Genomic DNA, 12,749 nt, shown 5'->3' on the forward strand with positions numbered 1-12,749 from the left:
GAACAAGGCGGAAGCGGCGCAGAAGGCCGGTCGCTTCAACGACGAGATCGTGCCGGTGTCGATTCCGCAACGCAAGGGCGAGCCGCTGCAGTTCGCGACGGATGAATTCGTGCGTCACGGCGTGACGGCGGAATCGCTGGCGGGGCTGAAGCCGGCGTTCTCCAAGGAAGGCACGGTGACGGCGGCGAATGCGTCGGGTCTGAACGACGGCGCGGCGGCGGTGCTGGTGATGTCGGCGCAGAAGGCGGCGGCGCTGGGCCTGACGCCGCTGGCGCGGATCAAGGCGTACGCGAACGCGGGCGTGGATCCGAGCGTGATGGGGATGGGCCCGGTGCCGGCATCGCGGCGGTGCCTGGAGCGCGCGGGCTGGACGCCGGGCGACCTGGACCTGATGGAGATCAACGAGGCGTTCGCGGCGCAGGCACTGGCGGTGCACAAGCAGATGGGCTGGGACACGTCGAAGGTGAACGTGAACGGCGGTGCGATCGCGATCGGTCACCCGATCGGCGCGTCGGGCTGCCGGATCCTGGTGACGCTGCTGCACGAGATGGCCAAGCGCGATGCGAAGCGCGGGCTGGCGTCGCTGTGCATCGGCGGCGGGATGGGCGTCGCGCTCGCGGTCGAGCGTCCGTGACCGGCCGTCCGTAACCGGCCGTTAGCGACCAGCGAACCGAATCCGTGCACCGGCCGATTGCGGCTTCGACCGGTGTCACGTGAAGTCAGAGGGGGCTCCGGCAGCTCTCGAAACCAAAAAATGGAGTGAGATTTATGTCTCAGCGAATTGCGTACGTAACGGGCGGGATGGGCGGCATCGGCACCAGCATCTGCCAGCGCCTGTTGAAAGACGGCTTCAAGGTGGTCGCAGGCTGCGGCCCGAACTCGCCGCGCCGTGTGAAATGGCTCGAGGAGCAGAAGGCGCTCGGGTACGATTTCATCGCGTCGGAAGGCAACGTCGGCGACTGGGACTCGACCAAGGAAGCGTTCGACAAGGTCAAGGCCGAAGTCGGCGAGATCGACGTGCTGGTCAACAACGCGGGCATCACGCGCGACGTCGTGTTCCGCAAGATGACGCATGAAGACTGGACCGCCGTGATCGACACCAACCTGACGAGCCTGTTCAACGTGACGAAGCAGGTGATCGACGGGATGGTCGAGCGTGGCTGGGGCCGGATCATCAACATTTCGTCGGTGAACGGCCAGAAGGGGCAATTCGGCCAGACCAACTACTCGACCGCGAAGGCCGGCATCCACGGTTTCTCGATGTCGCTCGCACAGGAAGTCGCGACGAAGGGCGTGACGGTCAACACCGTGTCGCCGGGCTACATCGGCACCGACATGGTGAAGGCGATCCGTCCCGACGTGCTCGAGAAGATCGTTGCGACGATCCCGGTGCGGCGTCTCGGCGGGCCGGAGGAAATCGGTTCGATCGTCGCGTGGCTCGCGTCGAACGATTCCGGCTTCGCGACGGGCGCCGACTTCTCGCTGAACGGCGGCCTGCACATGGGCTGAGCGTCCGGGTTGCGCGGGCCGGGTGGCCGCGCAACCGGATGTTTTCCGAAGGCCCCCGCCTCCCGGATTCGGGCGGCGGGGATTCGTCACTTGCGCTACGCTGCACTCAAAGGCGTTACATGACTACTACAAAGAAGACGGCCGAACGGCTCATCAAGAAGTATCCGAACCGCCGGCTCTACGATACAGAGACAAGCACGTACATTACGCTCACCGACGTGAAGCAACTCGTGCTGGAGCAAGAGGACTTCAAGGTCGTCGATGCGAAATCCAACGAAGACCTGACGCGCAGCATCCTCCTGCAGATCATCCTCGAGGAGGAAAGCGGTGGCGTGCCGATGTTCTCGTCGTCGATGCTGTCGCAGATCATCCGTTTCTACGGTCATGCGATGCAGGGCATGATGGGCACGTACCTGGAAAAGAACATCCAGGCGTTCATCGACATCCAGAACAAGCTCACGGATCAGTCGAAGAACATGTACGACACCAATGCGATGAATCCGGAAGTCTGGTCGCAGTTCATGAACATGCAGGCGCCGATGATGCAGGGGATGATGACCAGCTACATCGAGCAGTCGAAGAACATGTTCGTGCAGATGCAGGAGCAGATGCAGAACCAGGCGAAGTCGATGTTCAGCACGTTCCCGTTCAAGCAGCCGGGCGAGTCGGAGCCGGAGAAGAAGTAGCGATTTCGCGGCAGGCCGGCCGCGGCGGTGCAAGCCGTCGGGTGTCGGTGCCGCGAAGCAAGGCGGTGCGGGTCGGCCGATCGTGTATTCGGGCACGACGATGCGCGCCCACCGCGTGCCGGAAGATGTCGCCGACGGTCGTTCATGATCGTCGGCACCGAATGCTCGCGCCGGGTATGGGCGGGCATGACCGTTGTCCAGTCGATCGAGATCCACTCACATACGAATGAAAGCCCGGACGCGCCGCGCCTGCCGGTGTGCGTTTGTGTCGGCGCGTGGGTTTGCCCGTCGTACCATAAGCGGCGCTGCGCGGTGAAATGCCGTATCCGTTCCCGGGCGGGACCGGATGTGATGTGCGATGCCGCGTCGATGCGGTGCGGTCCAGAAAAAACAAATTGACTGAGAGAGAGCATGCGAGGGATTCGAACGGCATCGACCGGCAGGCTGGCCGGACTTGCTTCGATGTTCATGATGGGCGTCGGCATGGCCATACCGGGCTTTGCGATGGACTGCGCGAAGGCCGTACAACCGATCGAGAAGCGCATCTGCGCGAGCCCCGCGCTGCGCGCGGCCGATGCACGGATGAATTCGGCCTATGCGGGTGCGCTGAAGGCTGCGCCGGACGCTGCCATCCGCGACATGCTGGTGCGTAGCCAGCGCCGCTGGATCGGTGCGCGCAACAAGCGTCTCGACACCGATTACGATGGCCGTCCGCTGGCCGTCGACGAAGTGCGCAAGGCCATCGATCGGCGCACTGCCGTGCTGGCCGATCGGTCGGGTGAAGCGCTGATCGCGCGAGCGCTGGCCGAGCGCCAATGGCTCGAGAAATACACCGGCGGCCCGTTGACCGGCTTCGATGCAAACTGCGATTTCATTCCCGACGATGCGAGCGGCAAGCACGTTTCCTATGCGTGTTTCGGCGCGATCCATGTGCAGCATCATGCGCGTGTGTGCAGCCAGAGCGAGGACTGGGCGACCGGCGCGGTTTATCAGTACCGCTCGGTGAGTGCGGCCGATGACGGGAAGGTGCATCCGGTGGCGTTCTGCGAAGCGCAAGGGACGCATGCGTGTGACAGCGGCAGCGCGCAGGCGGGATGGGTGCGCGCCGCGGCGTCCGGCGGCGAGAACCGCACGCCTGCGCCGGCGGCCGGCCTGCCGCAACTCGATGCGGAATTGTGGCCGCTCGGCGATGGCAATGATGCAGCGTGGTTCGATCGGTGCCTGAAGGCGCCGGTGTTTCCGGACGTGCGGTGACGCGTTGAGGTCGGCGACAACGGCGATCCGGCGGCGTGACGGCGCGAGAAGGCATCAGAGCGTCGTCGTCGACAGCTTCACGCTTGGCTAGGTGCCGATCGTGCTTGGAAAGGGGATTCCGCGGTTCGATAATGACCTGCCGCAAACGCCACTGCGGCTCGACGATACGAGGCGGTTACCGGGCGGGCTGATGCAGGCCATGTATGTGCCCGTCAGGCGGGATTGACGCGCGTTGCGGCGCGACGCACGCAGCGCCGGGGCCGGCGCTGCATGATCGTCGGTTCGGACTGGTGAGACGCGTTTCGCGTCGCTCAGTGCGCCGGATCGAAATCCTGATCGCCGTCCGGCGGAGGAAGGTCGAGCACGAGCTTGACGGCACTGTAGTTCGCCCTGAGCGAAAACACGCGGCCGATCACGAAAAAGGTCTGCCGCGAATTTTCGAGCTCGACGAAGTCGCCCGGTTGCGGCACGTGTGCGCCCTGGTCGTACGAGAAGCTGGTGCTGGTTTGTTCGCCGATGGCTTCAGCGGCGTGTTCGGTGAATTCGATCGTGATGTGGGTAGTCATGCGAGCCCCGTTGGGTCGATTGGAGAGAACGGATGCTCCAATTTTCGCATAGTGGCTGTTCGCATCTGTGACGATTCTTATGCGACGCGTTTTACGGGTGGCGCGTCGAGGCGCTTCTGAAATTCGGATGTGCGTGACGGGGCTCTGCCTCTCGGTGGCGGTTGCGCCTTTCAGGGAGATGGTTCGAGTCGTCCATCCTTTTGCCTCTCCCCGATATTCCTTTCCCGACAGTGCGGCTGCGCCCGGAAAGAAGATCTCGCCGATCGCGACCGCGGCCGGAATGACGACAGTTGCGGCTGCACGGCGACTCAGGCATGTGTTATTGCCGAAGATGCGCACATCTTGCATCGACCCCGGTCGCCGGGATTCTATCAACATGTGGCCCGATAGGGACGGATCAAGTTCCCGATCGCGATCACTCCCTGCCGGGCAGCGCACCCAAGCATGGCGGCCCATGCAGCCGCCGACCGTTCATTTTGGCTCGCCGCCCCTAAATCGCTGTAAACTCACGCTTTTGCTGCCACGCCCCCACATTCCAGATGTCCCAATCCCCCAAAGTAGGGTTCGTATCCCTCGGGTGCCCGAAAGCGCTCGTCGACTCCGAACAAATCATCACTCAGCTGCGTGCCGAAGGTTATGAAATCTCCGGCACCTACGATGGCGCCGACCTCGTCGTCGTGAACACCTGCGGCTTCATCGACGAAGCCGTGCAGGAAAGCCTCGACGCGATCGGCGAAGCGCTGACCGAGAACGGCAAGGTGATCGTCACCGGCTGCCTGGGTGCAAAGTCGAGCGCCAGCGGCTCGAACCTGATCGAGGAAGTCCATCCGAAGGTGCTCGCCGTCACCGGCCCGCACGCGGTGGGCGAAGTGATGCAGGCCGTGCATTCGCACCTGCCGAAGCCGCACGACCCGTTCGTCGACCTCGTGCCCGCGGCCGGCATCAAGCTCACGCCGCGTCACTACGCATACCTGAAGATTTCCGAAGGCTGCAACCACCGCTGCACGTTCTGCATCATCCCGTCGATGCGCGGCGATCTCGTGTCGCGCCCGGTCGCCGAAGTGATGCTGGAAGCCGAGAATCTGTTCAAGTCCGGCGTGAAGGAACTGCTCGTGATCTCGCAGGACACGAGCGCGTACGGCGTCGACGTGAAGTACCGCACGGGCTTCTGGAACGGCAAGCCGATCAAGACGCGCATGACCGACCTGGTCGCCGCGCTCGGCGAACTCGCCGCGCAGTACGGCGCGTGGGTGCGCCTGCACTACGTGTATCCGTATCCGAGCGTCGACGAAGTCATTCCGCTGATGGCCGAAGGTCCGTTCAAGGGCCACGTGCTGCCGTATCTCGACGTGCCGTTCCAGCACGCGCACCCCGAAGTGCTGAAGCGCATGAAGCGTCCGGCGAATGCCGAGAAGGTGCTCGAGCGCGTGCAGAAGTGGCGCGAGATCTGCCCGGACCTGACGATCCGCAGCACGTTCATCGCGGGCTTCCCCGGCGAGACGGAGGAGCAGTTCGAAACGCTGCTTGACTTCATCCGCGAGGCGGAGCTCGATCGCGTCGGCTGCTTCGCCTATTCGCCGGTCGAAGGCGCGACTGCAAACGAACTCGACGGCGCGCTGCCGGACGGCGTCCGCGAGGAGCGTCGCGCGCGCTTCATGGAAGTCGCCGAGGAGGTGTCGGCGAACCGCATGCAGCGCAAGGTCGGCAAGACCCTCAAGGTGCTGATCGACGAAGTCAGCGCAGAAGGCGGCATCGGCCGCACGGCGGCGGATGCGCCGGAGATCGACGGCGTCGTCTATGTCGAGCCGGCGACGAAGGCGTCGAAGCGCTACAAGGTCGGCGATTTCGTGTCCGTGACGATCACGGGCGCCGACGGCCACGATCTGTGGGGCGAGGTGTAAGCGATGGCCGCCGCATTTCCCGAGATCCTCGCGCTCGGCGAGGCGATGATCGAATTCAACCAGTCGCAGCCCGGCCGGCCTGAATTCCTGCAGGGCTTCGGCGGCGACACGTCGAACTTCTGTATCGCCGCGGCGCGCCAGGGCGCGTCGACGGGCTTCGTGTCGGCGATCGGCGACGATCCGTTCGGCCGCCTGCTGGCCGACATGTGGCGCGCGGAACGCGTCGACACGACGTACGTGCGGATCGACCGCACGGCGCCGACCGGCGTGTATTTCGTCACACACGGCGCCGACGGCCACCAGTTCGACTATCTGCGCGCGGGTTCCGCGGCGAGCCGCTATGCGGCGGGCGACCTGCCGCTCGACGCGCTGGCGGCCGCGAAGGCCGTGCACCTGTCGGGCATCAGCCTCGCGATCAGCACGGCCGCGTGCGACGCCGCGTTCACGGCGATCGACCACGCACGCCGCCACGGCGCGCAGGTCAGCTTCGACACGAACCTGCGACTGAAGCTGTGGCCGCTGCCGCGCGCCCGCGCGGTGATGCGCGAGGCGCTGTGCCAGACGGACATCTGCCTGCCCAGCTGGGACGACGTCACGGCGCTCACGGGCGCGAACGACCGCGACGCGATCGTCGATGCGATGCTCGAACACGGGCCGCAGGTCGTCGCGCTGAAGCTCGGCAAGGAAGGCGCGTATGTGGCGACGCCGAACGAGCGGCGCATCGTGCCGGGCTTCGCGGTCGAGGCCCTTGACGCGACGGGCGCGGGCGACTGCTTCGGCGGCGCCTTCGTCGCGCGGATCGTCGCGGGCGACGATCCGTTCACGGCGGCGCGTTATGCGAACGCGGCGGCGGCGCTGTCGACGACCGGTTACGGTGCGGTCGCGCCGATTCCGCACCGCGCTGCGGTGGAGCGCCTGATGCAGGGCTGACGCGGAACACGCGCGCCGGCCACGGCCCCGCACGAACGATTCATTCGATGAGAAGGATGAGGCGGCAACGCGGCGGCCGTTACGCGCTCGTGACGATGTGCATCGGCGGCGGGCAGGGCATCGCCGCGATTTTCTAGCGAATCTGAAGCAAGGAGCAACACAAGGTGGGTCGATATTCGGAATGGCAACGGGCGCTCGTCGTCGCAGGCGCGCTGGCGGCAGGCTTCGCGATGCCGCGCGTGGTCGCGGCACAGGCCGTCGCGCCGGGCGTGCAGCAGGATGAACCGGCACCGGCGCGGCCGCTGCGGCCGAATCCCGAGTTCGCCCGCCTGCCGCGCTACGAAGGCACGCTCGGGGACCGGCCGATCGTCGTGCATCTCGGCCCGAAGACGGACGAGGAAGGCGTGCACGGCGAATACCAGTTCGCCGATACGGGCGAGGTCGTCCTGCTCGCGGGCGATCGCGATGGCGATAAGCTTGAAATCGAGGAATCGAACGACGGCACGAACATCACGGGCGTCTGGGTCGGCCGCTTCGACGGCACGGGCGACCTGAAGGCCGACCGGATGAACTCGGACGAATCGGACCCGCAGCCCGTCGTGCTGCGTCTGGCGCCGGGCAAGCGCGCGGCGCTGCAGGTGCGCGACGGCCGCGTGCAGGAAATCGAGACGGTGGGCGGCGTCGTCAATCTGCGCACCGACGACTGAGCGCGCTGGCTCGGTGTGCGCGGCGCGCATTGTACCGGGCCAACCTCGCCGATTTTGGCTAATCTAGCGACACATTCCGCAACCGAACGGCTCCGTGCCCGGCTCCCTGTCATGACTGCATCCACTCCCAAGCGCGCGCTGCAAACCCGCATCGTTCAACCCGACGACGTCATTCCGGAAGGCTTCCGTTCGTTCGTGCCGCCGGTCGCGCGCGCGTCGACGGTCGTGTTCCCCGATCTCGCGACGATGCGCTCGCTCGTCTGGCACAACGACAACCAGTGGCGCTACGGGCTGCATGCGACGCCGACGTCGCTCGCGCTCGCGCAGCGGCTCGCCGAGATCGAGGGCGGCACGCATGCGCTGCTGCAGCCGTCGGGCCTCGCGGCGATCATGAACGTCTACTTCGGGATCGTGAAAGCGGGCGACGACGTGTTGATTCCGCACAACGTGTACGGGCCGAACGCCGATTTCGGCAGCTGGCTCGCGAAGGATTTCGGCATCGCCGTGCGCTTCTACGATCCGCTGATCGGCGCCGGCATCGCCGACCTGATCCAGCCGAACACGCGGCTGATCTGGATCGAGGCGCCCGGCTCGGTGACGATGGAGGTACCCGACGTGCAGGCGATCACGGCGGCCGCGAAGGCGCGCGGCATCGTCACCGCGATCGACAACACCTTTTCGGCCGGGCTCGCGTTCAAGCCGTTCGAACACGGCGTCGACATCTCGGTGCAGGCGCTGACCAAATACCAGTCGGGCGGCAGCGATGTGCTGATGGGCGCGACGATCACGGCCGACGCGGAATTGCACGCGAAGCTGAAGCTCGCGCGGATGCGCTGCGGAATCGGCGTGTCGGTCGACGATTGCTCGCTCGTGCTGCGCAGCCTGCCGAGCATGCAGGTGCGCTTCGACGCGCACAGCAAGAGCGCACTCGCGCTCGCGCAATGGCTGAAGGCGCGGCCGGAGATCGCATCGGTGCTGCACCCGCAGATCGCCGACTGCCCGGGGCATGCGTCGTTCATGCGCGACTTCACGGGCGCGGGCGGGCTGTTCTCGGTGGTGTTCGACGAGCGCTACAGCGCGGAGCAGGTCGATCGCTTCGTCGAATCGCTGGAACTGTTCGCGATCGGCTGGAGCTGGGGCGGCGCGTGCAGCCTCGCGATGCCTTACGACGTCGCATCGATGCGTCCGGACTGGCCGCATCGCGGCACGCTGGTGCGTTTCTATGTCGGTCTGGAAGACGAAGGCGACCTGCGTGCGGACATCGAGCGCGCGATGCAGGCCGCACTCGGCTGATCGCAGGCCGATAACGTCCATTGGAAAAACGAAACGCCGGCGCGATGCAATATCGCGCCGGCGTTTTTCATTTGAGGTGCCGCGGGATCAGAACAGCCGCAGCAGCCCGTCGAGGCCGACGTGATCGAATGCGACCGTCGCCGCATCGCGCACGACGGGCTTCGCGTGGAACGCGACCGACAGCCCGGCTTCGGCCATCATCTTCAGGTCGTTCGACCCGTCGCCCATCGCGATCGCGCGGCTCGGCGCGAAGCCGAGCGACGCGCACGTGTCGCGCAGCAGGCGCGCCTTCACGTCGGCATTGACGATCTCGCCGAGCACCTTGCCGGTCAGCTTGCCGTCGACGATCTCGAGCGTGTTCGCATGCGCGTAGTCGAGGCCGAGGCGCGCCTTCAGCCGCTCGGTGAAGAACGTGAAGCCGCCCGATACGAGCAGCGTCTTCATGCCGGCGGCCTTCACGCCGGCGAGCATCGTCTCGGCGCCCGGCGACAGTTGCAGCCGCTCCTCGTACACGCGTTCGAGCGCCTGCGCGTCGAGTCCGGCCAGCAGCGCGACGCGGCGCGTGAGGCTTTCGTTGAAGTCGCGGATCTCGCCGCGCATCGACGCTTCGGTGATCTCGGCGACCTGCGTTTTCAGCCCGCAGAAATCGGCGATCTCGTCGATGCATTCGATCGTGATCAGCGTCGAATCCATGTCCATCACGGCGAGCCCGAAATCGCCGAGCGTGTGGCCGGCCTCGACGAACCCGAAGTCGAGCGCGTGCGTGCCGCAGTACGCGTCGATGTCGAGACGCTGCGCCGGGTTCGCGTTTTCGATGCGCAGCGCGTGATCGTCGGTCTGCACGATGCGGGTGCCGCGCGACAGCGCGAGCAGCGGTTTGTGATGGGCGTCCGACAGCGGCGCAAGACTCTGGATGACGAGATTGTGGGTCATGACGAGATCGTTGGGAGGCGAATGAAATGCGTGCGCGGCCAACGGGCGGCCGCCTGCGGACGCGGGCCCCGTCCGGCTGCGGGCCATTGCGTCGCGAACGCGCCATTGTAGCCGGTTGGCCGCGCCCGGCGAGCAGGGCCGGGGCGAAACCGTGCGCGGCGCCGCGGTTATTGCCCGTCCGCGCGATCCCAGTACGGCGGATCGCCGAAATGCTCGGCCAGGAACGCGATGAACGCGAGCGTCTTCAGCGGCACATGCGCGCGGCTCGGATAAACGGCCCAGATCGCGACGTCGTCCGCGAACGGATAGTCGTCGAGCACCGTGACGAGCGCGCCGCTCGCGAGCAGCGGGCCGACGTCCCAGGTCGACTTGATCGCGATGCCGAAACCGTCGGCGAGCGCCTCGCGGATCGCCTCGCCGTTGCTCGCGACGAGCCGGCCGCCGACCCGCACGGTGAGTGGGCCTTGCGGCGTGGCGAACGACCAGTCGCGCTGGTCGCCGAGGATCACGCATTCGTGTTGCGCAAGGTCGGCCGGGTGGCGCGGCGTGCCGTGCTCGGCGAGATACGCGGGCGAGCAGCACAGCACGCGGCGGTTCACGGCGAGCTTGCGCGCGACGAGCGTCGAATCCTTCAGCGCGCCGACGCGGATCGCGACGTCGTAGCCGTCGTCGACGAGATCGACGATCTCGTCGGACAGCCGCAGGTCGAGCGAGACGGAGGGATAGCGGCGCAGGAACGTGGGAATCACCGGCGCGACATGCTGGCGGCCGAACGACGACGACATCGACACCTTCAGCCGCCCGTACGGCTCGCTGCGGCCACGGCCGACCGATGCGCGCGCGGCGTCGGCGGCCGACAGCAGCGCGTCGGCGTGCGCCATGAAGACCTCGCCGTCCTGTGTGAGGCTGATGCGGCGCGTGGTGCGGTGCAGCAGCCGCGCGCCGAGCTGGCGTTCGAGCTGCGCGATGCGCGCGCTCGCGACCGCGGCCGACACGCCGAACTCGCGCCCGGCCGCGGTGACGTTCGCGAGCAGCGCCGCGCGCACGAACAGCGCGACGTCGAGCAGGTCGAGCGGCTTGTCGGGGGCTGGAATCGGATCGGGCGCCATTGTTCTGAAATTCCTGAAAATGTTTCAGGAAATATAGCGGTTTTCTAGAAGGATCGGGTTGCCTACGATGGCGTTCATGAGGCTGCGCCGCAGCCCGCTCGGTTTCCCTGCAAGGAGTTTCGTGATGAAAGCCGTTGGATTGACCCGCTATCTGCCGATCGACGACCCGCAAGCCCTGCTCGACGTGGAGCTGCCGCAGCCCGTGCCGGGCCCGCGCGACCTGCTCGTGAAGGTCGAGGCCATTTCCGTGAATCCGGTGGACACCAAGGTGCGCGCGCCGAAGCCGCAGGTCGAGGACACGCCGCGCGTGCTCGGCTGGGATGCCGCCGGCACGGTCGTCGCGGTCGGCGCGGACGTCACGCTGTTCCGGCCCGGCGACGAGGTGTTCTACGCGGGCAGCATCACGCGGCCGGGTGCGAACAGCGAATTTCATGCGGTCGACGAGCGGATCGCCGCGCTGAAGCCGCGCACGCTCGATTTCGCCGCGGCGGCCGCGCTGCCGCTGACCGCGCTGACCGCGTGGGAGGCGCTGTTCGACCGGCTGCGCGTGTCGCCGCAGGGCGCGGACGCCGGCAAGTCGGTGTTGATCATCGGCGGCGCGGGTGGCGTGGGTTCGATCGCGATCCAGCTCGCGAAGACGCTCGGCAAACTGCACGTGATCGCGACCGCGTCGCGGCCGGCGTCGGCCGAATGGGTGCGCTCGCTCGGTGCGGATGCGGTGGTCGACCATTTCGGCGACCTGCCTGCGCAGTTGCGCGAGGCCGGGCATCTGAACGTCGACTACGTGCTGATATTCAACGACACGGACGGCCATTTCCCTGCCGCTGCGGAAATCATCCGGCCGCAGGGCGGCATTTGCACGATCGTCGAGAACGGGAAGCCGGTGCCGGTCGAACTGCTGAAGGCGAAGAGCGCCGCGTTTCACTGGGAATTCATGTTCACGCGCGCCATGTTCGAGACGCCGGACATGATCGAGCAGCACCGGATTCTCGGCGAAGTCGCGCGGCTCGTCGACAGCGGCACGCTGCGCACGACGCTCGGCGAGCAACTCGGCGCGATCAATGCCGCGAACCTGCGGCGCGCGCACCAGTTGCTCGAGGCCGGGCGCTCGATCGGCAAGCTCGTGCTGAGCGGCTTCTGAACCGGCAGCACGCGTAGGGTCGCGGCGCCGCGAACGCAAGCGGGGTAACACCCGATGCGTTTGCGGCGCACTGCATGCCGCTTGGCGGTAGACTGGCAACGCATCATGCATCGAAAACCGCGCGGCACGCGCGTGCCGCCGCATTACAAGGAGGTCAGCATGAGCCAACGCAGCTTGTCAGTCGCCGCATCGTGGCCGGTCGTGTTCGCGGCGGCGTGCGTCAGCGCGAGCGTATTCGCGGCGCCGCCGGTCAAGGGCAGCCTGAAGGGCGGCGGTACGGGACAGCTCGAATACACCGTCAAGGTCGACTCGAAGACCTTCGGCAATACGCAGGAGACCCGCAAGATCCGCTCGGGCGAAACGGACGACTTCAACTGGAAGTCGGTGCCGCCGAGCGGCGCGGTCGCGATGCCGAGCGGCTGCCCGAACGCCGACAACCTGCCGCGCGACGAGAACGGCGCGATGGTGCGCCAGACCCAGGTGCGGCTCGCGCCGTCGGTCGACGCGAAGGGGACCGCGAACGTGCAGCTGAGCTTCCAGGCGGCCGCGCCGAAGGGCACGCGCAACGTGACGGCCGGCGGCAAGTCGCTGCAGTGTCCGGACGTCGTGTCGGTGAGCCAGGTGAAGTGGGTGTCGATCCCGACCAACGGCGGTTCGAAGTCCGTCACGATGAGCGACGGCACGAAGGTGACGGTGTCGATCAAGCGCTGAGCGGCACGC

General features: G+C 66.6%; 14 protein-coding genes. 11 read left to right on the top strand and 3 right to left on the bottom strand.

Going from position 1 to position 12,749, the window contains the following annotated elements:
* From BFF94_RS12820 to BFF94_RS12840, 5 genes are all read left to right on the top strand, one after another.
* On the top strand, positions 1 to 634 hold a 634-nt coding region (locus tag BFF94_RS12820; protein WP_219139412.1), incomplete at its 5' end, for an acetyl-CoA C-acyltransferase.
* Positions 635 to 768: 134 nt separating this feature from the next.
* Complete coding sequence (locus BFF94_RS12825) at positions 769 to 1,509, top strand: 3-ketoacyl-ACP reductase (RefSeq protein ID WP_128842971.1); 741 nt, start codon at positions 769 to 771, stop codon at positions 1,507 to 1,509.
* Positions 1,510 to 1,628: 119 nt separating this feature from the next.
* Entirely contained in the window at positions 1,629 to 2,195 is a 567-nt protein-coding gene (gene phaR, locus BFF94_RS12830; RefSeq protein ID WP_128842972.1) for a polyhydroxyalkanoate synthesis repressor PhaR, read from the top strand.
* A 144-nt stretch (positions 2,196 to 2,339) separates the two neighbouring features.
* A complete protein-coding gene (locus tag BFF94_RS12835) occupies positions 2,340 to 2,594 on the top strand; it encodes a hypothetical protein (RefSeq protein WP_128842973.1) in 255 nt (84 codons plus the stop codon).
* A 12-nt stretch (positions 2,595 to 2,606) separates the two neighbouring features.
* Positions 2,607 to 3,449: a lysozyme inhibitor LprI family protein gene (locus BFF94_RS12840; RefSeq protein WP_128842974.1), complete on the top strand. Its 843-nt coding sequence runs from the start codon at positions 2,607 to 2,609 to the stop codon at positions 3,447 to 3,449.
* Positions 3,450 to 3,760: 311 nt separating this feature from the next.
* On the opposite strand, the gene BFF94_RS12845 is transcribed toward BFF94_RS12840, so the two are convergent.
* Positions 3,761 to 4,015: a hypothetical protein gene (locus BFF94_RS12845; RefSeq protein ID WP_128842983.1), complete on the bottom strand. Its 255-nt coding sequence runs from the start codon at positions 4,013 to 4,015 to the stop codon at positions 3,761 to 3,763.
* A gap of 539 nt (positions 4,016 to 4,554) precedes the next feature.
* On the opposite strand from BFF94_RS12845, the gene rimO reads away from it, so the two are divergent.
* The 4 genes from rimO to BFF94_RS12870 all read left to right on the top strand — a co-directional run bounded on the left by rimO (position 4,555) and on the right by BFF94_RS12870 (position 8,846).
* On the top strand, positions 4,555 to 5,916 hold the full coding sequence (rimO, locus tag BFF94_RS12850; RefSeq protein WP_128842975.1) for a 30S ribosomal protein S12 methylthiotransferase RimO: 1,362 nt from the start codon (positions 4,555 to 4,557) through the stop codon (positions 5,914 to 5,916).
* A 3-nt stretch (positions 5,917 to 5,919) separates the two neighbouring features.
* Positions 5,920 to 6,846, top strand: a complete 927-nt coding sequence (locus BFF94_RS12855; protein ID WP_219139413.1) for a sugar kinase — start codon at positions 5,920 to 5,922, stop codon at positions 6,844 to 6,846.
* A gap of 164 nt (positions 6,847 to 7,010) precedes the next feature.
* Entirely contained in the window at positions 7,011 to 7,553 is a 543-nt protein-coding gene (locus tag BFF94_RS12865; protein WP_219139414.1) for a hypothetical protein, read from the top strand.
* Positions 7,554 to 7,664: 111 nt separating this feature from the next.
* On the top strand, positions 7,665 to 8,846 hold the full coding sequence (locus BFF94_RS12870) for a cystathionine beta-lyase (protein WP_128842977.1): 1,182 nt from the start codon (positions 7,665 to 7,667) through the stop codon (positions 8,844 to 8,846).
* An 87-nt stretch (positions 8,847 to 8,933) separates the two neighbouring features.
* On the opposite strand, the gene serB is transcribed toward BFF94_RS12870, so the two are convergent.
* Positions 8,934 to 9,779, bottom strand: a complete 846-nt coding sequence (gene serB / locus BFF94_RS12875) for a phosphoserine phosphatase SerB (RefSeq protein WP_128842978.1) — start codon at positions 9,777 to 9,779, stop codon at positions 8,934 to 8,936.
* A gap of 167 nt (positions 9,780 to 9,946) precedes the next feature.
* A complete protein-coding gene (locus BFF94_RS12880; protein ID WP_219139415.1) occupies positions 9,947 to 10,888 on the bottom strand; it encodes a LysR family transcriptional regulator in 942 nt (313 codons plus the stop codon).
* Between the two features lie 124 nt (positions 10,889 to 11,012).
* Here BFF94_RS12880 and BFF94_RS12885 point away from each other — a divergent pair, with 124 nt between their 5' ends.
* Both BFF94_RS12885 and BFF94_RS12890 read left to right on the top strand, forming a co-directional pair.
* A complete protein-coding gene (locus BFF94_RS12885; RefSeq protein WP_128842980.1) occupies positions 11,013 to 12,029 on the top strand; it encodes a zinc-binding alcohol dehydrogenase family protein in 1,017 nt (338 codons plus the stop codon).
* Positions 12,030 to 12,188: 159 nt separating this feature from the next.
* A complete protein-coding gene (locus BFF94_RS12890) occupies positions 12,189 to 12,740 on the top strand; it encodes a DUF6013 family protein (protein WP_128842981.1) in 552 nt (183 codons plus the stop codon).
* Positions 12,741 to 12,749 lie beyond the last annotated feature (9 nt).

This window comes from Burkholderia catarinensis (genome assembly GCF_001883705.2).
GTDB classification, from domain to species: Bacteria; Pseudomonadota; Gammaproteobacteria; order Burkholderiales; family Burkholderiaceae; genus Burkholderia; species Burkholderia catarinensis.